Below are 22,860 nucleotides of genomic sequence, written 5' to 3'. Positions count from 1 at the left end.
AGGCACTAGCCTAGGTCTTAAATTTAAAAAATACATAAAAAATAAGGCTATAGAATCATTTTTTTCAACTTCGTATAACATGTATTATGTTGATTTTAGCAAAGCTAAAAAGTGTCTCACTTATTTAAATTTTGGAAAATGTAGGCGGTTTATGTCATTTGACTTCGTAAAAATCTTTAAAGAAATTGATCTTCATAAAAATGATCTAGATATTGATAATTTCATGACAACGATCATTAATCATTGTCATGAAATGCAGCCAAACAAAAGTTGGGATCTATTCAAAGAATTAGATTACACAGCAGAAGTTAAACGTTTAACAACTCATATAATTGACACTTTAGAAAAAGAAGCTTCTCCCTTTATTGAGCAAGGGTTTTGGTTCGGTCTTTCTGATAATGGGTATCTATATTTTGCAGTATCAGATCAATACATTGCAGAAGAAGATAACCTAGATTGGATGTCTGAAGCCAAAACATACTATCCTGAGCAAGGAGCTTTTAGCTCTGAAATTTTACGATCTATTGAAAATTTAGCAGATGAAACAGAACTAGATAATTATGCTGAATATCCTTTGTTCTTAGCTTATGGACTTAAGCTGGCACAAGCGTCAATCAATCATTATAAAACCGCTTACCCAGAGAGAAAGATTGGGTATTCTATTGGATATGATTCAGGAGATTTTATTATTGGAGGATGGATTTAACTTATCCATTTAACATAATAGAGGTTATTGCAGCTGAGCCTGATTTCTTTCTTTGATTTCATCATTGGTTCGGCTGATTTCGGTTTCGATGCCTCTTCTACGTAGTTCGGTGACTTTCGGTCCTTCGTGCAGAGTGGCTTCCAAGCCATTCTCCTGGTCTTTATAGCTGCGGTGGTCGACTCTGGCTGTGGATCCGGCCAAACGAGCTATAACATTAGAGCAAATAAATTTTATATTGCACGTACTTCCTGTTCGTGTTGGTCATGTAAAGAAGATACCTTTGTATTTTCTCTAGCTGTACCGCCAAAAGCACTTTTCTGTGAATATGATGAGGATGAAGATATAGAAGAATGGGTAACTAATATTCATGACAATCCAACTTTTATTAGCTACCTTTCTGCAGCTACCCCTAATGTTGAAAAAGCACTCAAAAAGGTAGCCCCAAAGTATTATCCAGATTTTAGTAGAACGGTGAGTACTACTTACTGGATGAATCATTGTGAACACTGTGGAATGAAACAAGGTGATTTTGGGTTACACTAGGAAAGTGATGCACCATTTTTCCCCCATCAGCACAGAACAGGCTCAATTATTAGCGTTTTTAGAAGTAAATGAGCCGATGCAATGTACTGGTGACGGATATGGAAATTACAGCTCTAATATGGATGAACTGTTCCAACTATTTCCGATAATCGACTAGGTGACGTTTTATAAATTAAGTAGATGATCAAAAGGCTCATGAATCGGGCCTTTACGCATAATTTTCTATTCAATCACCAAAAGATAACATGGGGGAGCGTATTGGTATTTTGGACATGATAAAAGATTTTTTATTAAAAAATAAATAGGGATTTTAATTAGTTGTAAATTGTACGTTTTTTGTATAAAGTAAAAGATCAATTAATATTATCTTAATTATATTTATTATGAATAAAATCATTCACTTAATTTTAATTTTTTGCTTTTCGTTCTATATTCCTGCGTATGCGGATACACAAATTAATAGAGATGAAAATGTGAACTCACATAATTCTGCCGAAGGGATATTTTTAGGCACATTAAATAGTATTATTGTAACGGTCAATAAGTTAAGAAGTAGTTCTGAAAGCGCACTAGACGTCTCAAGTGCTTGTGAAAAAGTTGGAGAGGGAGCTTTTAATAGCCTAAATAGTCGAACCTCATTCTGTCAAAAATTTGAACAAAATCTTGATCTCTACGATAGCAGTGGATCATATGTAAATACTGCAAATATTATTGGTTATATATATACTGAGGAAAATAATCCCACAAATACACTTATTTGGCCTGTTAAATTTAAATTTAGAACTGTTTACTCAGACCCTACGGGGCCATTAGCTCAAATATCACCTAGAATTGAATGTGGTACAGATGAAGGCGTAGAAAATTGCCAACTTATTGGCGGTATGCGCTCAGTCTTACTTACCCCTGGATTATCTTTAGAATTCCCAATTCAAACTGTAATGAATATGACAAATAGAGATAAATATAGTTTTGATTCTATGGAAATAAGAGCAAATTATAATGTTATAGGACAATCTCTTGATATAAATTCTCCTTACTTAGTTTCAGATAGAATTCCAAGTCTTCGTTGTGACGTTGGATTAGCTAAAACAGGAACTCAAGGATGTATTTTTGAGGATGCCCCAGCAGTACTTACCCGAATCAATGTAAATGACCAAGATGTTAATGAATCAGCTTTACATATTAGAGATGCACAACTTTCAGGACTTCCTGGAAGATATATACCAGAACCAGATAGTATTATGCCTAGTTATGAATCTTCGCCTTTAAGAAGATTAAGAGATTTAACTTTACGTAGACAAAATCGTTCAAAATCGCTTCAAATGTGTTTAGCAAAGTTTAATTCATATAGTTCAACATGTGCACCATCAGGTGATCCTGAAGATGCTGAGGTTGATTGCGATTGTGATGAATATCCATTTGCGGCAACCATGGAGGGTGCTGCTAATACAGAATTTATACCAGTTTCTGTAAGAAAAATTGATCCGAGTGATAATCGAAGAGCTGGAGCATATCTAGGAGTCTTTTATACACAACAAAGAGTTCTAGATGGTGAAGAATTTTATATAAATGTAGAATAAATATTTAATAGATAGGCTTTTAGGTACACTATTAGCCTATCTATAAACACTAAATTAAATTCAGGTCTTAAATTTTATGGAAATTAAAAATAAAAAAATTATAGATAATATATTAAATAAATTAACATCTATCAGTAAAAAAATGCCTAATAAAAATTCTATAGAATTAGTTAATTTGAATGATTGTTTAGGGCGAAAAGTTGCTGAAGATATTTATGCCGAAAATGACTACCCTGAAATAAAGATTTCAAAGATTGAAGGAAAACTACTAAATATTAATCATAATATTAATTCAGTTGAAGAGTTTAAAAAAATAGAAAATGATGTTTCTGGCAGTTTAGCTTTAGGCGAAAATCCATTTATTTTAAGTACAGAAAACAATTTTAGCGCTAATATTGGCCCTTATATGAAAGTAGGAAAAATTGGAAATACTGTAATACCAATAGAAAAATATTTACCATGGTTTGATGCAGCTTTTTTAAAAAATAGCAATAGTGAATTACTTAAGGAAATAAAAGTAGGTGAAGGAATTATTGAGGTTGGAGTAGATTACAAAAAAAATGATCTTATTTTAAAAAAAGATGATATTATTACAAATGCAAAAAAAGCACTAATTAGACAAGCTGGAATAAAAGAAATCAATGTTTATAAAAATATAAAAATTGCAATATTATGTGTAGATTATGAATTCGAAGAATTAAATAAAAATTTTGAACTTGAATATATTCAAGACTGTATGAAATCTTGGGGTTATAAATTTGAATTAATTAAAGTTAAACCTTTTAACCTTGAGTTTAATAATAATCGAAATTTCGAAAAAACTGGAATGACGACAACATTTAAAATATATTTAGATGAAATCAAAAAAATAACCGAAAGCTTTGATTATATAGTTGCTTGTGGTTTATCAAATAGTAATTATTTTAGCAGATTGGGTTTGTTTAAGCAATTGAATTTTCTACATAAATTAAGCTCTCAAGGAGAGAATGAGGATATTAGCTTTATCGGTAATTATTTTAAGATGATGGTTGGTAGTTTAAGAAGTCCAATACAGTATGAAAATATAACATATTATAATAAAGAAGGCATTCCTATCAGTAATAGAAGAAAATCTTATGAGGATAGAGCTATTATAAGCTATATACCTGGATACATACTTGATATTATCATTAATATGCAAATTTTTATTAAACCAACTATATTGAGTAGAATTTATGGAAAACCTTTCTTTCCTAATTTCAAAATTGGAAAATTAACTCATGATTTTGAGGTTAAAGATGATTATAAGTATAAAAATAAATTTTTATGGGCCTTTTCATCAAATTACACCTATTCTGAAAGTGGAGAATTAAATGTAAAAGAAATTCCTGAAATAAAAATTTTAAATATAGGAGATGAAAGACCGGATCAACTTAGTTTTATGAAATATTGTAATTGTTTTATTCCTATGATAAATAATAATTTAGTTTTAAAAAAAGATGACTATATTTATTATTTAGAAATATAGTTTTTTGTATATTTTAATGGCTTTGTTGCATAAATATGTAAGCATCTGATTTAAATAAATTTAATTTTGGATCAAAAACCAATCAAAACTTTTAAAATCATATAGTTATGAAATCTTTGTGCAACAAAGCCTATTTTAATATAAATAACTATTTATTTTCTTTATGTTTCTTTTAGAAAGTTGATTTTTTATATAGAATTAAATTTGTATATTTTTAATTGTAATTTAATTATATAGATTACTGTTTAAATAATCATAATATATACAATTAGCTAATTATTTAGTATAACTCTATCTTTAATTTCGAAGCAATTAGATCCTATTCAAATTATATCCGAAAACTTTTCTACTAATTACCTCCCATTTAACATAATAGAGGTTATACGAAATGCTTTTTAAAATATCATTGTTTTTCATATAGTTAAAAATTTTTCATCCCCCTAAAAAACAATAAAAAACCGACTTGGAAACAAGTCGGTTTCTTTTTAAGCAGTTTTGATACTTCTTGCCAATAAAATTGATTAATATTTAATCAATTTGTCATTTTTCTCTGCGTTATCAAGCCAGCGCTGGCTTAAATTATCCCCAATTTCTGCGGACAACTCTTGGGATAAAAATCCACCAATTTTGTACGCCTGAGCGCACATGAATTTAGGGGTTTTGCGGATATTCACAATCCCTTGTATTCAATATCATGAAGTCATAAGAGAACAGGACGTTCCGCAGAATAAAAATAAATAATCGCACAAGGATCGGCGGTACGACAGGAGTCATGCCAAGCGAACCAATACGAAAAAGCCCGACAGGATGTCGGGCTTTTTTATCGCAGATTCTTTTAAATCAAGATAGTATACACTTCTAGAATGCCAATTTTATTTAGCTAAAATCTATTTTTTGACGAATTTTATATTCTAGATATTCGATTTCATCTATTGTTCTAATTGGTCTGTAAAATTTGAGAACCATTCTGTAAAATTATTGGCTTCCTTCTGGACTTCAATATCTTCATGCCAGTACTGGACTACTTGTCCAAATTTTCCATCTTCAGCAGGATCAAGATCTAAAAAATAAAGATCGCCATTCCCCAAATCAATGATTGGAATCCATTTAAGGTTCCAACCTTCCCCTTTAATCCCATTGACTGATGAGGCGCCCTCCATATCTTCAAATACTCCACTTTCGAATATATCCTTCATTATTTTCCATATTTGAAAAATACTTGAAGTGGATAAAAACTTAGCATCATTAAACAGTCCGTCAGCATTACCCCATTGACCATTGTGGACTTTTAAACAAGCGAGAAAGTCTTCTGGAAGTTTGACACCAATTTTTCTTCTAAGTTTGAAATCTCTGTATCAGTTGCTGCTGGAGCAAGGTCAGCTAATATAGATGGGTTGGTTTTTTCTAATATATTTTCTAATTTCTGCCAATTTTTTTGCACTTTAAGTTCCTATAAAAATTTATAATTTAAAACATATCGTTAGCGATGATTTAGAGTCTGTTGATATTTGCTTTTTAGAAAATAGCGAGAAAGTAAGATTCAATCGCCAAACCAAATAGACTTCTCACTATTCCTCAAACTAAGCTGGTTGCTCAACATTGATCTAAGTTAAAGGATATTATCGTAAAATTAGATTAATTTAATAAAAATAATATTTTGTATAAGAGATTTCATGTTAAATGTCTTAACTTTTTTGAGGAGGTAATGATGCCTAATAATGAACATGAACATGTGCATAGTAAATTAATTCAGATTATGGAAGATACTATTGATATTGCAGATATTTTTACTAGAGAAGATGCAAATAATGAGATGCTGTCTGAACAGTTACACAACCAAATGTTTGAACTAAGAAAAGTTATTCGTGACTTAAAAAAATTAAGTCAAAATTAAAATTATATGAATTAAACAATAGGAGCTTTAAGCTCCCATTTTTAGGCGTGTTGTACTGTTAGTTTTAAGCCTAAAGCATTCACTACACGATTAATCGTATCAAAACGTGGTGCAGAGTCGTGACGAAGTGCTTTATACAGAGCTTCACGTCCAATTCCTGCCTCTTTAGCGATTTGAGTCATACCACGAGCTTTGGCAATTACTCCAAGTGCATGCGCTAATTCAGCTGGATCATTCTCTTCTAGAACCATATTGAGATACATCACAATGTCTTCTTCAGTTTTGAGTGATTCAGCCATATCAAAACTTGGTAAATCAGCGACTTTAACCATTTTAATCCTCCAATGTTTTCGACAATTTGACTGCTCGCTTGATATCGTCTTGCTGTGTAGACTTATCTCCTCCACCAAGCATCACAATAACGACGTCACCATGTTGGATGTAATACATCCTCCATCCAGAACCGAAGAATTCTCTCATCTCCCAAACACCATCTTGGAGAGGTTTAATGTCTCCCCAATTTCCACGTTGAACCTTATCTAATCTACGATTCAAGCGAATTCGGGTCATATTGTCTTTAATACCATCTAACCATTCATCAAATTCTGGTAGACGTTTAATTTCAATCATGAGGATTCCTTATCTTCTCACTGTATTGTATTCGATCGAATACAATATGCAAGTAATCTATACGAACATCCATTAATTTCGTATAACAGCCATTATGTTAAATCGGATAATTCTTTATTGTATTATCAATGACCTTAATGATCTGATCTGGACTTTTTAGCCAAATACTATGTCTATTGCCTTTCAAGTGTGAGGGTAATTCAATTTGTTCTAAAACATGATGATGAAACATGCCTGCTAGTTTTTTAGTGGACTTTAGAGGGGAAAATTGATCATCTTTTATATTAATAAACAAACTTTTAATTTCATTTTTCTTAAGTTCTATACCTGAAAAACTGTAATTCCCTGTTAACACAGTGTGACACCAATTATTCATCAGGCTTTTGGCTTCCCTATACCCAAAACCAATCTTGTAACCTGGGAAAAAACCATAAGTTTTAGTCAGCGCTTTAAATAATAACACTGCACTTAGTATTTTAGCCCTGCCTGTCAGACTCCAATTCTTATAATGAATGTTTCCTGAAGCAATCACGACGATTGGCGTATTATTTTTTAAGGCATATAAGCTAGCAAGATGCCCCCCTAAACTATGTCCTAAAAGGACAAAGTTCTGTGTATCACAACTTTCAATCAAATTGGGTATAAAGTACTGAAGTAAATCCGCATAATCATAATCGTGGTCTTTAGAGATTTGAGGAGTATTCTCGCCACAACATGGATAATCAGCATAAATCACTGAATAACCATTATTTTTAAGTCCAATGATTAATTTTTCATACTTTTTAATCGGCACGCCAATTGCAGGTAATACAATAAAAGTTAAATGTTTATTTTGACTACTTGGGCTTATCTTATTCACTTTAACCGTATAGGCATCTTTAAAAGAGAAACTTTGCATCTGTTTTAATTCCTATATGGATTCAAGTGAATCATTAATGGTAACCCTAGATTTTTGAGAAAGGCTGTACGTGAATTTGGATTGTTCTTACTTTCAGCTTTGATGAGCTCAATAAAGGTTTTATTAAAATTTTCTCTTGGATAATTTTCTATAATTTCCTTCTTAAAATGAGAGGGTAACTTATGAAAATGTTCACCAATCACATCACACGATGCACCTTGTTGCAAAAGTAGAACTTCATTGGGATGTGATGGATCAATATAACCATTCATATGAATGCAAATGGCATCTTTGATGAGCCGTGTCTTATCTTGATCAAAATTGATCTGTGCTGCTTTATAAGCAAATTGATCCGCACTTTCATGTGTAAAACATTTACAGCCTTTCGTCTTCAGATGAGGTTCTGTTAAACCAATGTCATGGAACAAAGCCGCTGTGAGCAGTGATTCTGGATCAAAGGTTTTATTCTGAATTTGGCCTAAAGCAGCTCCCCAAAAATAGGTTCTCCAAGAATGATTAATGATTGAAGCACTCGCTTTTGATTCGAGTTCTTCTATAGCCAGTTCAATCATTTTGGTATCTGGAACGAGAATTTTATCGAGATTTATATTTTTATTTAACTGTTTTTTATATAAATTTTCTTTAATTGGTGTGATTAGGCTGGGTATCAATAGGTGATTAAATAATTTAATTTTCTCCTTAAAAGATAATTCCCCATTTGCTTTCACAACCCATGAATAGGTCCCTATTTTTGTATGATGCATTATTTTTAGCCTTATTTAGAGTAATTACTCTAAAATATAAGGTCACAATACTTTTTACAATATGTTCTAAGCTTAAAACATATTAAATGCATAATAGTAATTTAAGATTTTCTAAAATTAACATAATACACGTTATGCGAAGTTGAAAAATTGAGACTATAGCCTTAATTTTTATGTATTTTTTTAATTTCAGACCTAGGCTAGTGCCTAGGTTTTTTTATTTCGTATAACAGCCCTTATGTTAAATGAGGCTTATATCCACCATCTAATTTTAAGGTTCCCAGAATTTATCCCCCTGAGTTTCATAAAATTTATTAATGAATTCTTCAAAAGTATTAGCAACAACATACCAATCTTGTCTTTGATCTATAGGTAAGACAACAAAAATAGAGCCGTAATCATTACTATTAGGATCACATCGAACCAACAATAAGTCTGAATCTCCATAGAACTCTCCAATAACTAAGTCACTTTGAAGAGTGTCATTATTACGATTACTTTTATAAATTTTTGAAGCAAAAGTTACCTCCTCAATAGAATATAATTTTAAGCCCCATTGTCCGTATTCTTGATCTTTAAATAGATCTGCACCATTAGATACTGTATAAAAATCCTCTAATACTTTTGGTAAAAGTACTTGGGGTATTTGTGGGTAAATTTTGCTTTTTGGATTTAATGAACACTGTAAAGGAAAGGGACATTCCATACCTCTATGAATAGCTTTCTTAGGCTCAATCTCCCATTCATTATGTATTTTTTCTATAATTTCATGAACACTATTCATTTATTAAACTCTTAAAATCCTTAACTTTTACTAAAATTAACATAATACGAGTTATACAAACCGTGAGCCAATTTCCTACGCTTTTTGCTTCGTGTAACAGCCCTTATGTTAAGTATTTGCAGATATTAAGTCATTGTTTCCACAAATGAATACTGCTTGAGAGCAGTCATCTAAGCTATCCATTAAAATTTCATTCATTCTTTTTTTATGAAAACTAAGAGTGGCATTACTTCCAAATTCACTTTCTAAATCAGATGATAAAATTATAGTGCACTCATCATCCCTTAGCTGATTCCATAAGTTTTGAACTAATTGAACTAATGCGAATCCGATGTTGATTATTTCATTCATTTCATACTGTTGATTATCCACGTAATCCTCGATATGAATCTTATTACTGGAGGCTTCAAACCCTGTTAGATCTCCGTAAACATCAGCTATGGCTTCGTAATTCACCTGCTCTAACCTATCTTTGTAAAAATTAAAGACAATAGCATCCGAATCCTCATAAAAGCCTTCTAGTATCATAAGTTCTAAAATTGAGGGAAGCTGGACATCATATCTGGATAGAAAGAATGCATCCATTTGGGAACTTTGAAGTATCACTTTTACACCTGGAATATTTTTGCTGTTATTGAAATTAGATTTTTAGTATTTCTAAAATTAACATAATACACGTTATGCGAAGTTGAAAAATTGAGACTATAGCCTTAATTTTTATGTATTTTTTTAATTTCAGACCTAGGCCAGTGCCTAGGTTTTTTTATTTCGTATAACAGCCATTATGTTAAATATGGGCTTATTGCATAGTTAAAGCTAATAAGTAATTTATGCTAAGTTACAGGGAGTTAAATTTTTCGAATATAAGAATATGTTAAACATTGAGATTAAAACTTTAGGTGTAAGCGATCTTAAAGATTTTAGAACTATCAGACTTTCAGCTTTAGAAAAATCTCCAACAATGTTTGGATCTACCTATACAGCAGAAGTAGTGAAACCTTTAATGTTTTTTGAAGCTTGCTTATCAAATTCAACTGTATTTGGTGTATATCACAAAAATGAAATAATAGGTTTAGCCACATTAACACAAGAGATTGGAGCAAAATTTTCTCATAAAGCACATTTATCCAGTGTTTTTATTGAGCCTGAATTTCAAAAAAAAGGTATTGCAAGTAAGTTACTTAATGCAATTATAAAATATAGCAAAAAGCATGTAGAACAAATTTTACTTACTGTTGCAGATGACAATAAACCAGCAATTCATCTTTATGAAAAATTTGGCTTTCAAACTTATGGAATTGAACAAAAAGCATTAAAAGATAATGACGAATATATTAATGAAATTTTGATGAAGCTTTTTGTGGTCTAGTATTCAGTTCTACTAAAATTAACATAATACACGTTATACGAAAGGCCCGATCCACGGGCCTGTTGATCATCTAATTAATATGAAATCTCTTATATGAGATAAATACTTTTGACTCAATTAAGAATTATTGCTGATATAAACTTAATTAGTTAACAACGAGCAATTGATCCCACTGGAAGTAGTTTTGGGTCAGTCTATCGCGTGACATGTTCCATGCTCTATTAGGAAGCATACTTGCTCCAAGGCCCAGCTTCTTCTTCCCATATTTTGTATGTATTGCTTCAAGGGAGTCCATCAAGCTATCACTTAATGCAATGGTTTTCATATCGGTGAAGATATCAAAGGAGTGGCTGCTCTTAGGCTCTAAGCATGTAAGGATAACGCCACACTTCTTGTATGCAATATCTTTGGTAAACAGTCCATCTATCATTGCAGTGGCGAGCTTAGAAAGCACTAAGACGTTATCTGTTGGTTCAGGTAATGGAAGTGATAAAGACTTATTGTAGAAGGGTTTTGATGTATCGAATGGATTAGATTGAACGAAACCAATTAGACAGCCACATAACAATCCGTCATCTCTTAAACGATGTACTGCATCTTGAACATAAAAGGTCATCGCTTCTTTAAGATCATCAATGTGATATACACGTTGTCCAAAGGAACGACTAGCTATGATCTGTTTCTTTGCTTCAGGTGTATGCTCCAATTCAATGCATGATAAGCCATGCAATTCTAGAATTGTTCTGTGCATTACTATTGAAAATTGGTCTTTGATCATAAGCGGGGAAGCCATAACAAAATCAAGTACAGAGTGAATGCCTAAGCCATTCAGCTTCTTCGTATGCTTTCTACCAACTCCCCAAATTTCACTTACATCAATGCGGCTGTAAAGAGCTTCAGTAGAGCAAGGGTCCATTGAAACCAGATTACATACACCATTAAGGTAAGCATTTTTCTTAGCAATATGGTTGGCTATCTTGGCTTCTGTTTTGGAGCGGCCTATACCAATGCAAGCCGGTAAACCAAGCCATTTAAGTAAACGTTGTAGAATTTGTAAGGCATACTCTGTTAGGTCATAGTTTGCAGCATAAGCTGTGAGATCGAGAAAGCATTCATCAATGGAGTAGATCTCTTGTTCTTGCGGTGTAACAAAATCAGAGAGTATCTTCATAAACCTGCGCGACATCTCTGCATAAAGTGCATAGTTGCTTGATAGCACTATGACTTGGTGCTTCTCTACGATGTCCTTAATTTGAAAGAGTGGGACACCCATTTTGATGCCTAAATCTTTAGCTTCTTGAGAACGTGCAACAGCACAACCATCATTGTTTGATAAGACAATAACAGGTCTTCCATTCAAGCTAGGTCTAAAGACTCTTTCACAACTGACATAGCAGTTATTGATGTCTACTAAAGCATAGATTCGATGTTTACGATTCATGTGATGAAACCAAAATGAAAAGGTTCTGTATTACTTATGCTTTTTGAATGACTTTAATACGAAGGTAACAACTCCCCACACAACTACTTCCTGCCCATCATGAAAATGGATGTTTGGATAATCTGGATTTTCAGCTTTAAGCCAACGGTTTTTGCCTTCTTCGATCATTAGCCGTTTGACAGTAAATTCATTATCAATCCATACGACTACGATGTCTTCGTGTTTGGCTTCTAAGCTACGATCAACTACAAGTTCATCATTAATGTCGATGCCAGCACCTAGCATTGATTGCGAGGAAACAGTTACGACGAATGTTGCTGCCTCATTTTTGATGAGGTGCTCATTCATATCGAGCGTTTGTTCAATATAGTCTTGAGCAGGGGAAGGAAAGCCAGCAGAAACTTTTTCAGAAGCGAGCGGAATTCGCATAAATGTAGTTGGGTCAACCTGAGTAATGGATGCTACATCATTAAAGATAGGTTTCTTGCTTTCAGCGAGGAAATGCTTTATTTCGATAACTTTGGATTCGGGTACTCGGATGACTTTGGTCGGTTCTTCATATAAGGCTTTGCGCCCTGATCCTTGTCGACTGCCACCATGATTACTAGTCATAAGACCCTCACTTGAAAAAGTTACATAATCAAATGTTAGAGGATGTAGTTTGATTCATACAAGCTTGATCTGATGAGTGGTAGTTACCTTGGCATGTGTGATGAAGTGAATTCTTTAGGATTCATGAGCTTAAAAAATTGTGGAGCATCTTCAAAATTACAGTGAAGCCATTCATCTCTGAGTTCATTTGGTATAACGATGATCGAGCGTTTTTCATCTTCTGGTTTATGGAAATGAGACATTAATGAGTGCTCTTCTGCATTGATGGTAAGCATGGACATGGAGCGTACCTGTTGCCCATTTAGGAGGATATTTTCATATATGGCTGCGACCATAAAAGGTAAGCCATCATCTCTGTATATGCCCCATCTTTGGGCTTTGCCATTGACATATTTAGGTTCATAAATTGTTTGAACTGGGATGAGTGCGAACTGACTTCGATACCAAGCATTCCTGAAACTTGGTTTTTCATGGACTGTCTCAGTACGCGCATTGTAAGTCATACGGCCTATTTTCATGTCCTTGGCCCACTTTGGTATCAATCCAAACTTAACAGATCTCCATTCGATTCTTTCTTTACCTGCAAAGATGAGAGGGCTATCACTTAACGGGTAGAGGTCATCACTGAAAACCAAATTCATAGGTTCTGGTAGGTTAAGTAGCTTAGCTTGATTTGGTTTTATAGGGCGGAAATTAGCACACATACGATCTCCATCTATATTATTAGAGAAATTATTTCTCCTCGTGGAATAAATATATGGTTTCTACCCTCTATGAACGCTAAATATTCGCTGGAATAGCCTCCACAAACTCTAAAACTTGAACTAGACCTTCAGGATGCTGAACTTGCTCTACAGGGATACCCCCAGTTAAGAGGTTTTTGTTATGCATAAAATGATGAATCATTTGAACATCACCGCCATTTAGCATTTCTAAAGCAATAGAGATCCGGACCAATGACAAAGCACGTTTTCCTTGTTCAGAATCAGGGTCGATGCCAAATTCATTAACCGTGAGCTCTCCTGGAGATATTCTGAGTGTTGTTGCCATCTGATTTAGAGTCATGCCGAGCCGTTCAGCACTGTTTAGAAATGCTTTGGCTAAAACAGAGTTTTTATCTGTATTTGAAGGTGAGTACATAACACATCCTCTAATTAATCATTATGGGCTGTTTCAATAATAATTAGTACACAACAGACATCACTTTGTATAGATTTTTAAAGTGATTGGGAGGAGTGAATTTTTACCTATAAAAAACATGCGATAGTTCTTCAGACATCAAATATGCCGAATAATAGAGTTTAACCTCTACCGATCTTGAAGTAGAGTTATCAACTGCTGAATTGTGGTGTGTGCATCTAATTCTAAAGCTTCGCAATACTTTAAAAATTCAAAGATATCTAGTTTTCTATCCCCAGTTTCTACTTTCGCTACAAATGAGTAAATGACACCTAAACGATCTGCTAGCGCCCGTTGGGAAAGTCCGAGTTCATTTCTCTTTTGAATAAAAAGCTTACGCAGCCAGACATATTCATCAGAGTGAATTGATAAAGTAATATTATTCATTGCACCTATAATAGGTGCATGTTAGGATGCACCTGTTTTAGGTGCAACTGACGCTAATATATTAATAATATGTAATTTTTATCCTTAATGCCGTTAATTTTTATTTAAGGAAATAAATTCATATAGCAAAAAAAGAGGGGATTGAAATGAGGATATTTAATAAAAGAAGCCCAGGAATGAAAAAGTTACTGTTGTTATCTAGTATGGCTTTTACACTTCAACTAAGTGCTAATACCAATGCCGGCATAGCACCTGAAGTGAAGCCTGTAAAAAATAAGGCGGGCGTTAGCCTGAAAAAAATGGTCTCTGAAAAATGCTTGGATAAGCTAATTGTGAGTGATGATGGAAATATAAGTCTTCCATCGGAATGCAATTCTTCATTTAGCGAATTGTATGCTCATGACCAAAATTTCAGAGCTAAAGTGGGCCAAGCATTTAAAGTTTCACCATTTGATGGCCGATTTTTTGATATAGAGTCACCTGCAGAGATTACTGAGCCAGCAGGTGATAATGATCTTACATGGTCTGTTTTACTTGAAACAGTGTCCAGAGAGAAGGGAATAAGCGCACAGGTGTTCGCTGTTCCAAATATCAATGAACTCACTGTAATTATAACGGATACAGGGAGTGGCAATAAAAAATGTAGTTATGGCATATATGGCGATATTCAGGAAAGAAATGAAAGTTTCTCTTTGGCTTCTTTATATATAAAGAACATTCAGGGCGCATTTCAAGGCTGTAAATTGCTGACAAAAGTGCCAAATTTAAGTGGTTATGATGGTTTAGCTAATCAATAAAAAATCTTCTTTAGTATTCTATTTTAAAAGTTTTATGTTATGTCTTGTGTAATAAAAACGGTTTCAGTGAAGCAGCCTTGGTCTGCTATGCAAAGTTTGCTTGGCTATTTTATATTTTTTCTGATTACGCTATTTGCTTTCAAGGCATATGCCGGAATGAAGGCAGATATCTTATTTTATTTTGTGGGATTCTTATATTTAGTCATTTCATTTTTAATTTATTACCCGATTCGAAAGGTATATATCAGCAATATTTTGCCCCAAAGACTGCATAAGCAAAAATTGAGCTATTTGAAGGCAGATGGTTTTAATGAGAGTTATTCAGCGACAGGTGTGGTGATTGATGCTGTACAGCGGAAAATTGCTTTTACAGCGCAAACGATATCAAACATTATAATTTTTGATTTGAGTGACATCCGCAGCTGGAGTATGGAAACGCGGACAAATACAATTCGGCGTTCTGACGGCAGAGAGATCTCACGAGATCACTATTCTATCGTTGTGAATACGAATAATGCAGAGCAGCCTATGTTCAAGTTTTTTGCGGCCAATGCTCATGATGCCCAATCATGGATTGCAAGATTCAATGCGATCATAAATGGTTAAAATTATTTAAAATCAAAGTACTGATATTGATCAGTACTTTTTTGACTTAATCAATATCATAAGTAATTTTATGAATCACAACTCTATTAATAAAGTTGATTTGATCAAACGTTAAGAAATTAAGACAATTCGAGAGTGACCGAACTTTTAAATTAAGCTCAATTGTATTGGTAAGCTATTTGATCATTACAGCAGACGAAACGTGGAACGAGGCTGGCACGGTCTAAAATTATAAAATGGTGATACTTCATTTTTTCCCAGAGAAAAAATAATTGTAGGATCGGCCAATTTAAATATCTGACTCTATATCAGGAATGTATACAAATAAGTCATTCATAGTGCAGTTGAAATATTTACATAACTTGTCTGCAATAGGAAGTTCGATTCGAACAGCTCGATCATAGTACAAACTCGTCAGCGTATTTCGATTTATACCTGTCGCATGTACGACATCACTTAATTTCAAAATTTTACGTTCGCCCATGAGGCTCGCTAATTTACATTCAATCATATGACTTTCAAATATAAAAATAACTTACTGCAGGTTATTTTTGGTTGAATTATTGCTTACACTATAGTATAAATAACCTGCAGCAGGTTATATTTACTTTCTACAAGTGTTAATTCTTCTCTAATCATAATTATAGCTTGTAATTGAGATAAACCATCATTTTTTGATAATCAGATTAAAAGATAGGATGAAATTATGAGTATTTCTAACGAACTATGGTTAAGCCGTAAAACTAAAATTTTGGGCTATAACTTAATCAAACAGTTGAATGTCGGTATGGGATTCGGCCTAGCAGGGTACTTGCATGTAAATCATTGTTATAATAACCATGAAGCTGTTTTGGTATGGTTGGAACATTTCTTAACTGAGAATCCAGAAATCGATAATTTTAATTCTATTAAAACCGAGTTTCTTAAGTATTTTCCTGAATCTTCGTATGTAATAGCCTAAGCATAATGCTTAGGCTATTTTTCATACTATGAAAATAATAGCTCAACTAAAATATGTTTTGTTAAAAGCCTGGTCCATCATAGCTTCTATTTTCGGGTTGAGACTCTTGCTTTCGAGTAGGAGGGGAGACGGATTGATTTTCATAAAAATGAGTCGCTTTATCTACCTGATTAGTTCGACTTAATTCTTTTGGTTCCAGTGATAATTCCTTATTTTGCGAGTTCTGATCAGAGCATTTATATTCAATCTGGTTGCTCTCAGCTTTTGTGCTGTCAATTGGAGAAAGTGGAACTTGCTGTGGAGGAGAATCAAATTCAATTTTGATATCTTCTAAAGTAGCAAGTTGCTGTACCTTTTGTTTAAATTCGTCTGTTCCAGATACCAGTACTACTCCAAATTTATCTCTAGCAAGTAACAGAGCATCATGGATATGCGTATTATTTTTACTTAATACCTTAATTTCTGATGAGTTTTTATCCTCAAAAAAAGCGATTTTTTTTTGATCTAAATAAAACGTACAGCCAAATTTATAATCAATTTGATATTTAGTGTGCGGAAAAAACCGTTTTTTGGTTTGTTGATTAGAATTTGAATTGCTCTCTGATGCTGTGAAGCTATTTGCTGCTTCTATTTCTTGCTTTTTCTTCAGCTTAGATCTTCGGCTATATTCAAATAACTCATACATCTGTAGAAAATCGAGTTCAGATAAATTTTCGCTATGTTGAAAAGATTTATTGACCTGGTTTTTGGGAATTAGGCTGAGTCCTTGGTAGAGATCAGGCGATGAATCAGATGTACGTGTATCTAGTTCATACTGATGAATAGATGGCGTGAGTTTTTGTGAGAAATATAATTTCCAGCATTCCTCAATTTCATTGGCGTTAAAATATTGTCTATTGAGTTTTAAGGATTGGGTATATATCAGATTACGAATTCGTAGCATCAGTATCTTTTGATTTTCGATACTTAAATCGGGTATATCATTTTTACGAATACACTCTGCTAATGTCGATTGCAGTGTATCTGCAGCAACACCGCAACAATTGAGGAGCAGAGCAGTTTTGATCAGCGCTGTGCTTTGACATGCATCTGAAGTTGTAAAGTATTTATACAGTTCTTGGAAACTGGTTTGAATATGTTGAGGAGATAAATTCTTGAAGCTTGGGAGGACTCTGTCTTTATTAATATCTTGAATATTCCTAGATTTATGTTTCAAAGCCAGACGAAATAATTCTTTAAACTCTGCTGATCCTCTGATTCGCGCTTTTTGCTTGAGATCTAATGCATTTATACATTGTCGTAGCCGACTCATTGAATAATTACTAAATACAAGGATCCCAAATTGATTTTGAATTGCAATTGGTTCATCCGGTTGATGCTGATCAAACAGGATTTGAGCCTTCCTAATATTTGGGTTGTTCTGAGCAATAAAATTCTTAGATTGACGCTGATCAAATAAAAATTGTTGCTGGATCAGCAATGGATTCATTGGTGAAATATACTTTAAAAAATCAGCGTATGATGTGATTTTGGATGAGTCAAAGCTTCTCGATGAGAAGATATTATTCGGTAACTTTTCCGATGTCTGTTGACTCAAGTCTTTATGTTGAGAACTAAACTTTTCTCGTATCAGTGCTCTGGTTTTTTTTTGATCTGCATGATGATGATAATGTAATAGTGTAAAAATCACATCAGATGATTGTGCGGGAAATTTTTTCTGCCATCGCTTCAAAGAATGACCTTTATTATATTTATAAATTTCATTGTCAGACTCGATTGCTTGGTACTTATTTTTCCGATCTACGCTTATAAGATCTTTGTTTGCTTTCATTGTGAGATAGTTATCATGCAGATCTTTTATCAAAAAGTCCTCATTATTAAATAAATGATAAGCGTGTAACGTCGAAGTTATAGGTTGATTCTGCTGAGCTATATCACTTATTTTGAATAACGGAATTCTTGTCTGATCGATATCATAATGAGTAAAGTCTCCCCATTTTTTTTCTAAACTTTTAAGTGTTACTTGCTTATTACAAAATAGAGAGGCTTTAAAGGTGAGTATTTGCTTATCACTCGTTTGAATTTTAAAAATACTGCCATTACGTTTCTTTTCAAACAGAATTCCAACTTGAGCTAACTGTTGGTGCCAATCTTTCCAATTTTTTGTGCTGTTGAATATATGTTCAATGTCTTGAGCAAGATAAGCATGGTAGTTATTCGCTGCTGAAATTTCATTGCTCATCTGACTTTTTTGTTGATGACGATGTTCTTGATCACGAATTTTTGAATTGATTTTTTGCGCATCCGGTTCAGCAATGTAATTTGGATTTCTTTCACATTTGCCAAGCTCAAAGTTATATATAAAAAGTGGATTGGGCTCCGGCTCCCAGCTTTGCTTTGCTTCAATTTCTGCAGCAGCTCGATGTACCGCATTTAAGATCCACCCATCACCTAAATCAATGACTTTATTTTGATTACGCTTATTTTTTTGGAAAGGATGTACTTTATTTATGATTAAATGAAAGTGCACATTGTCTGTATCCACGTGCATCGCATACTGCATTTGCAGTTCTTCAGCACCAAGGTGTTTCGTTAAAATATCAATTTGTTCCTCTAGCTGTTCTGTGGTTGGAACTTCAAATTTTTTAAAACTTCCAACGATATGAACGATTGGGTCAATCACTTGAGAGTTCAAACTTGCAGTTTGTGACATTTCAATTTTTTGATAATGTGGGTCATCATCTAAAAAGTTTCTTGAGTTTGAATAGACACATTTTTCAGAGATAAGTTCGTCACTGAAACTAGAATGCAATTGAGAAATATAGTCCGATAAGTATTCACCACGTGTTTGTTTCGGATCATGAATATAGTCTGACAACCCTGCGACGCGCTTATCAATTGATGTATCCAGTGTATTTGCAATTACTTTAATAATCATACTTTACTCACACTATCATTAAGTCTGCGTACAATTATTTTCAATTCATCAATCAGTTGTTTAATGTCCTCTAATTCATGTGGAATGAGTTGTGTATCTTTGAGTTCTTCTAATAATTTGACTAGCACCAGCCCAGCGATTCTAATAGCATGAATGTCTCGAGGATCTATGATCTGAGCGTGAGATTCAGTTAAAATTTTCATGCGCATATAGTCTGATTTATTCATTTGTAATGCGTTAGATGACGCAACCATTTTCTGATATTCATCTATTGTTAAACGAACAAGAATTTGTTTATTTCTTAAAGCCTTATCTTCCATTTTTTCTACTGCATCCAAATTGAGACCGAGCGGAGCAAGCTCGAAATTTGTGACTATGGACGATGTGATATACATCGTCCCATCCTGTATTTTTTTGGCCATATACCAGGGGGAAGAAATATGAAGAAATCTTGATAGCTTTTTTGTTTTTTTCTTATCGCAAAAGGTGACTTTTTTTGAACTTTTAAAAATCGAAAAAAGGGCAGGATTTGCCATTTCTGCATTAGTAGAAATTTTAAATACTGATCTCATTCTTTTGTTTAAATGTGGAAAATTACAATGCTAGATCAGAATGTTTTAGAGCTCGAAACTCAGAACACGAATAGTCGAAATCTTGAAAGCGTATTGACTCTTTCAAATGTGAAATCGGTTGTTAAAGCAGAAAAGTCTTCGAGTACGATCGATAAAAAGCAAAAAATATATAGCGAGAATGATTCAAAAAAATTTGAGAGTATTCTTATTCGTTTTAAAGAAAAAATGAATGAAAAGAATATGACAAGAAATCAGCTTCTCACTCAGCATAAAAATACTTTACTAGAGCTCTTCGAATTGGGGGCAACAGTTGAAGAAGTGCTTTTGTTTTTAGAAGAGAATAATTTTTCTGGTCTCACTGCGGAAAATTTACGTGAGTTTTCTAAGAAGCTGAAATAGTTTTAGAAGCTAGAAAAAGTTCTCTACTCACAGTCTGTTTTATATTTAAAGCATCTCTTGGACAAACGACGTCTATTCTTTTGGCGTAGGCGAGAACAGTAACTTATAGGTTATTGTTCTCATTATTCAAATTTCTTCTTTCTGTCATGTCGATAAATTTTTGTACTAGAGCTTGATTTCATAATATTTGAGATTGATTGTTCTATAGATGTCCGCAATCCATCAAATAGCTGCACTTCATTAGATACTTGGAGATAATCCAATATATTTTCGCTAAGAGATTCGATGATTTCTCGCGGATTTCTAATTCTAAAATACTCGCTTTCAGCTAATTTTAGAAGATGGGAAAGTACAGGAAATTCTTTGCTGCCAGCGAGTTTAAGTGCCATTTTATTATCGATTGATTCATAGATAAGTGTATGTGTAATATCAAAAGGTGGGGAAACAAAAATATTTTTCATATCTGGAGAATATTGCAGAGCAAAGTTTTTCAGGTGCGCATCACCATTCCCGATTAAGCAGTTGAATACGATGTACTTATACATTTTTTCAACTTCAGTTACGCTTCCAGTGTATAAAAACGTCGCTTTCAATAATGTTTCATAGCTCCCTGTATATTTTGCATCTGCATCATTTGATTTCTTCATGAGAGTCGTAAAGTCTTCATAACCTAGCTTTAAACCTTCTACTGTTTTATCAAACCTTTCTACAACATATGTTTCTAAATTTTCAGACAAGTACGTTTGTGGTGGCTCAAGTCCACACTGCCGAGCAGCCTGCATACAGACAAATTCATTGACGGTAAGTAATGGGAATTCAGAATCAAACGACTTCACGATTAAATTTTTTTGTTGAACTGTTCTATCCGTTTTAACAGTTTTTGCATTCGGAATACTCACCTTGGGTTGCATACCGGCCAACGAATTTCTGAGATAATATTTTTCTAATAGCTGTGGAAAAAGGGGTTCTTTACTACGGTAAGATAGGATTTCACTCAAGCTTAAAGAATCTGCTTCAGGCAAATTTAGCTCACTTTTATAAGAGAGCATTCCAATTCCTTGACTGCCTTGAAGTGCCAATAAATACATGTCATTAACTTTGGCATATCTCGCAAGTTTTTCAGCAATAAATCGTCGATTAAAACCTTCTGGCAAGTTCTGAGCAAAAATTGGATGAAGTGCACCAGAAGAATATCCATCTATGCCTTTGCGAGTCATAGTGAGTGATACATGCTGATTTTCCTGAGTCGGCTGATAATGGTGCACTGAACCATATGTCAGTACGCCTAATTCAGCCTGATTGGCACATACCTGAATATTAGTGATTTTGGCTGGAAGCTTATGTGTACTCATTCACTATCCTCCGAAAACATATTTTCAATTTCATCCCAGTGGGGCAATGAATGCTGCTTCGGAGATACATCAAACTGTAAACCTACTGCATCCAGTACACGCTCAAATATGTCAAAAGAACCAGTAAAGCGGCCATTCTCGATCTCAGAAATTGTGGTTTTGTTAATTCGAATCAATTCTGATAATTCTTGCTGTGTATGACCAAGAGCTTTTCGTGCTATACGAATTTTTTTACCAATTTCGACTCTACTCGCCATCGCAATCCAACCAATATATTAGCCATATAGCTAATATAATATCTTATAAACAAGATATTAGCTATATAGCTAATACACTCGGTGTAATTTAACAAACTCGCGGGTAATATCTTCAATCAATTAGCAAATTAAAAATGAACTACTTTGAATCTATCAATCCTTCAGTGAGGGGAGAAATAGTAGAACTAAAACAGTTTACAGATAATAACTTTGTACCACCTGTGCCCTACACAGGATCGATGCGTATTGAAATGAACGGATGGGCTGACTTCAACAGCTTTAAACTAATCATTGAACAATCTGAACCATTACCGCTTCATGTAACAGCTGTAGTAATAGAACAGAACATTAATGAAAGGTAATCGAACAAGAGCGTTAAATGTTGTCGCGCTACATCAGCAAGGGGGTGGAATAGTTAGACTTGTGTAAGTAGTCTAATAAGACCACAAGATGTAGTGGGTAATAGCTATCTAATAAGATGTGAAATTAAGTGAGAGCATGGGTGTATAAAAGAATAATTGTTGATACTATATTTTTATAGCTCGTATTGCTCCATATTGCTCCGTATTGCTCCGTATTGTTGTTTTATGGGGTGTTTTGATATCTTTGTAAAAAAAGCTATAAAATAGCGTAAAAATAGCTATTTAAGTTACATACACACTTGCGTAAATAGAAAAACTCTCG

At 33.6% G+C, this 22,860-nt stretch carries 29 protein-coding genes and 1 pseudogene; 11 read left to right on the top strand and 19 right to left on the bottom strand.

Translation table 11 applies throughout. The features are described from left to right. On the top strand, positions 1–706 hold a 706-nt coding region (locus B1202_RS16155), incomplete at its 5' end, for a hypothetical protein (protein WP_228145186.1). A gap of 27 nt (positions 707–733) precedes the next feature. Here B1202_RS16155 and B1202_RS16400 read toward each other — a convergent pair. Beyond that, a pseudogene (locus B1202_RS16400) lies at positions 734–913 on the bottom strand (MobA/MobL family protein); the annotation flags it as partial. Here B1202_RS16400 and B1202_RS16515 point away from each other — a divergent pair. The 3 genes from B1202_RS16515 (at position 833) to B1202_RS16140 (ending at position 4,336) form a co-directional block, all read left to right on the top strand. Continuing rightward, positions 833–1,249: a hypothetical protein gene (locus B1202_RS16515; RefSeq protein WP_171262680.1), complete on the top strand. Its 417-nt coding sequence runs from the start codon at positions 833–835 to the stop codon at positions 1,247–1,249. The pseudogene B1202_RS16400 and the gene B1202_RS16515 overlap by 81 nt on opposite strands. A gap of 383 nt (positions 1,250–1,632) precedes the next feature. Then, positions 1,633–2,829: a NucA/NucB deoxyribonuclease domain-containing protein gene (locus B1202_RS16145; protein ID WP_078191616.1), complete on the top strand. Its 1,197-nt coding sequence runs from the start codon at positions 1,633–1,635 to the stop codon at positions 2,827–2,829. Between the two features lie 76 nt (positions 2,830–2,905). Continuing rightward, on the top strand, positions 2,906–4,336 hold the full coding sequence (locus B1202_RS16140; protein WP_078191615.1) for a MoeA protein: 1,431 nt from the start codon (positions 2,906–2,908) through the stop codon (positions 4,334–4,336). 929 nt (positions 4,337–5,265) lie between these two features. On the opposite strand, the gene B1202_RS16135 is transcribed toward B1202_RS16140, so the two are convergent. Together B1202_RS16135 and B1202_RS16510 are read right to left on the bottom strand one after the other, a co-directional pair. Further along, complete coding sequence (locus B1202_RS16135; protein ID WP_078191614.1) at positions 5,266–5,664, bottom strand: SMI1/KNR4 family protein; 399 nt, start codon at positions 5,662–5,664, stop codon at positions 5,266–5,268. Then, positions 5,625–5,777: a hypothetical protein gene (locus B1202_RS16510; protein WP_171262681.1), complete on the bottom strand. Its 153-nt coding sequence runs from the start codon at positions 5,775–5,777 to the stop codon at positions 5,625–5,627. Before B1202_RS16510 ends, B1202_RS16135 begins: the two co-directional genes overlap by 40 nt. 267 nt (positions 5,778–6,044) lie before the next feature. Here B1202_RS16510 and B1202_RS16130 point away from each other — a divergent pair, with 267 nt between their 5' ends. After that, positions 6,045–6,230, top strand: a complete 186-nt coding sequence (locus B1202_RS16130; protein WP_143221635.1) for a hypothetical protein — start codon at positions 6,045–6,047, stop codon at positions 6,228–6,230. A gap of 41 nt (positions 6,231–6,271) precedes the next feature. Here B1202_RS16130 and B1202_RS16125 read toward each other — a convergent pair whose 3' ends face one another. The 6 genes from B1202_RS16125 to B1202_RS16100 all read right to left on the bottom strand — a co-directional run bounded on the left by B1202_RS16125 (position 6,272) and on the right by B1202_RS16100 (position 9,891). Continuing rightward, the gene (locus B1202_RS16125; RefSeq protein ID WP_005093398.1) at positions 6,272–6,562 is read right to left on the bottom strand and encodes an addiction module antidote protein; all 291 of its coding nucleotides are present in this window, start codon (positions 6,560–6,562) and stop codon (positions 6,272–6,274) included. Between the two features lies 1 nt (position 6,563). Continuing rightward, positions 6,564–6,860: a type II toxin-antitoxin system RelE/ParE family toxin gene (locus B1202_RS16120; protein WP_078191612.1), complete on the bottom strand. Its 297-nt coding sequence runs from the start codon at positions 6,858–6,860 to the stop codon at positions 6,564–6,566. A gap of 97 nt (positions 6,861–6,957) precedes the next feature. Continuing rightward, entirely contained in the window at positions 6,958–7,758 is an 801-nt protein-coding gene (locus B1202_RS16115; protein ID WP_078191611.1) for an alpha/beta fold hydrolase, read from the bottom strand. A 5-nt stretch (positions 7,759–7,763) separates the two neighbouring features. After that, entirely contained in the window at positions 7,764–8,522 is a 759-nt protein-coding gene (locus B1202_RS16110) for an HD domain-containing protein (RefSeq protein WP_078191610.1), read from the bottom strand. 271 nt (positions 8,523–8,793) lie between these two features. Continuing rightward, positions 8,794–9,306: an SMI1/KNR4 family protein gene (locus tag B1202_RS16105; protein ID WP_078191609.1), complete on the bottom strand. Its 513-nt coding sequence runs from the start codon at positions 9,304–9,306 to the stop codon at positions 8,794–8,796. 108 nt (positions 9,307–9,414) lie between these two features. Next, entirely contained in the window at positions 9,415–9,891 is a 477-nt protein-coding gene (locus tag B1202_RS16100) for a hypothetical protein (RefSeq protein ID WP_218948644.1), read from the bottom strand. 286 nt (positions 9,892–10,177) lie between these two features. Here B1202_RS16100 and B1202_RS16095 point away from each other — a divergent pair, with 286 nt between their 5' ends. Next, complete coding sequence (locus B1202_RS16095; protein ID WP_078191607.1) at positions 10,178–10,675, top strand: GNAT family N-acetyltransferase; 498 nt, start codon at positions 10,178–10,180, stop codon at positions 10,673–10,675. A 145-nt stretch (positions 10,676–10,820) separates the two neighbouring features. On the opposite strand, the gene B1202_RS16090 is transcribed toward B1202_RS16095, so the two are convergent. The 5 genes from B1202_RS16090 to B1202_RS16070 form a co-directional block, all read right to left on the bottom strand. Continuing rightward, positions 10,821–12,116 carry a Y-family DNA polymerase gene (locus B1202_RS16090; RefSeq protein WP_078191606.1) on the bottom strand — a complete coding sequence of 432 codons (1,296 nt, stop codon included), beginning with the start codon at positions 12,114–12,116 and terminating at the stop codon, positions 10,821–10,823. Between the two features lie 30 nt (positions 12,117–12,146). Then, complete coding sequence (locus tag B1202_RS16085; protein WP_078191605.1) at positions 12,147–12,728, bottom strand: LexA family protein; 582 nt, start codon at positions 12,726–12,728, stop codon at positions 12,147–12,149. An 83-nt stretch (positions 12,729–12,811) separates the two neighbouring features. Next, entirely contained in the window at positions 12,812–13,432 is a 621-nt protein-coding gene (locus B1202_RS16080; RefSeq protein ID WP_078191604.1) for an SOS response-associated peptidase, read from the bottom strand. A 76-nt stretch (positions 13,433–13,508) separates the two neighbouring features. Beyond that, positions 13,509–13,868: a hypothetical protein gene (locus tag B1202_RS16075; RefSeq protein WP_078191603.1), complete on the bottom strand. Its 360-nt coding sequence runs from the start codon at positions 13,866–13,868 to the stop codon at positions 13,509–13,511. 168 nt (positions 13,869–14,036) lie between these two features. Beyond that, positions 14,037–14,294, bottom strand: a complete 258-nt coding sequence (locus B1202_RS16070; protein WP_078191602.1) for a helix-turn-helix domain-containing protein — start codon at positions 14,292–14,294, stop codon at positions 14,037–14,039. Positions 14,295–14,470: 176 nt separating this feature from the next. Here B1202_RS16070 and B1202_RS16065 point away from each other — a divergent pair, with 176 nt between their 5' ends. Beyond that, entirely contained in the window at positions 14,471–15,091 is a 621-nt protein-coding gene (locus B1202_RS16065; RefSeq protein WP_143221634.1) for a hypothetical protein, read from the top strand. Positions 15,092–15,130: 39 nt separating this feature from the next. Beyond that, a complete protein-coding gene (locus B1202_RS16060) occupies positions 15,131–15,697 on the top strand; it encodes a hypothetical protein (protein WP_143221633.1) in 567 nt (188 codons plus the stop codon). Positions 15,698–15,986: 289 nt separating this feature from the next. On the opposite strand, the gene B1202_RS16055 is transcribed toward B1202_RS16060, so the two are convergent. After that, positions 15,987–16,208: a helix-turn-helix domain-containing protein gene (locus tag B1202_RS16055; RefSeq protein WP_078191599.1), complete on the bottom strand. Its 222-nt coding sequence runs from the start codon at positions 16,206–16,208 to the stop codon at positions 15,987–15,989. Between the two features lie 195 nt (positions 16,209–16,403). Between B1202_RS16055 and B1202_RS16050 the strand changes: the two genes are divergently transcribed. Continuing rightward, entirely contained in the window at positions 16,404–16,658 is a 255-nt protein-coding gene (locus tag B1202_RS16050; RefSeq protein ID WP_078191598.1) for a hypothetical protein, read from the top strand. 61 nt (positions 16,659–16,719) lie between these two features. Here B1202_RS16050 and B1202_RS16045 read toward each other — a convergent pair whose 3' ends face one another. After that, positions 16,720–19,596, bottom strand: a complete 2,877-nt coding sequence (locus tag B1202_RS16045) for a relaxase/mobilization nuclease domain-containing protein (RefSeq protein WP_078191597.1) — start codon at positions 19,594–19,596, stop codon at positions 16,720–16,722. Next, on the bottom strand, positions 19,593–20,132 hold the full coding sequence (locus B1202_RS16680; RefSeq protein WP_228145185.1) for a hypothetical protein: 540 nt from the start codon (positions 20,130–20,132) through the stop codon (positions 19,593–19,595). The genes B1202_RS16045 and B1202_RS16680 overlap by 4 nt, the downstream gene beginning before the upstream one ends. Before the next feature lie 63 nt (positions 20,133–20,195). On the opposite strand from B1202_RS16680, the gene B1202_RS16035 reads away from it, so the two are divergent. Further along, entirely contained in the window at positions 20,196–20,567 is a 372-nt protein-coding gene (locus B1202_RS16035) for a hypothetical protein (protein ID WP_078191596.1), read from the top strand. 122 nt (positions 20,568–20,689) lie between these two features. Here B1202_RS16035 and B1202_RS16030 read toward each other — a convergent pair whose 3' ends face one another. Both B1202_RS16030 and B1202_RS16025 read right to left on the bottom strand, forming a co-directional pair. Next, positions 20,690–21,919: a type II toxin-antitoxin system HipA family toxin gene (locus B1202_RS16030; RefSeq protein WP_078191595.1), complete on the bottom strand. Its 1,230-nt coding sequence runs from the start codon at positions 21,917–21,919 to the stop codon at positions 20,690–20,692. After that, entirely contained in the window at positions 21,916–22,176 is a 261-nt protein-coding gene (locus tag B1202_RS16025; RefSeq protein ID WP_078191594.1) for a helix-turn-helix transcriptional regulator, read from the bottom strand. Before B1202_RS16025 ends, B1202_RS16030 begins: the two co-directional genes overlap by 4 nt. A 134-nt stretch (positions 22,177–22,310) precedes the next feature. Between B1202_RS16025 and B1202_RS16020 the strand changes: the two genes are divergently transcribed. After that, positions 22,311–22,538 carry a hypothetical protein gene (locus B1202_RS16020; protein WP_078191593.1) on the top strand — a complete coding sequence of 76 codons (228 nt, stop codon included), beginning with the start codon at positions 22,311–22,313 and terminating at the stop codon, positions 22,536–22,538. Positions 22,539–22,860 lie beyond the last annotated feature (322 nt).

Source organism: Acinetobacter amyesii (assembly GCF_002018365.1).
Classification (GTDB): Bacteria; Pseudomonadota; Gammaproteobacteria; order Pseudomonadales; family Moraxellaceae; genus Acinetobacter; species Acinetobacter amyesii.
This window is presented reverse-complemented; position numbering and strand designations above follow the sequence as displayed.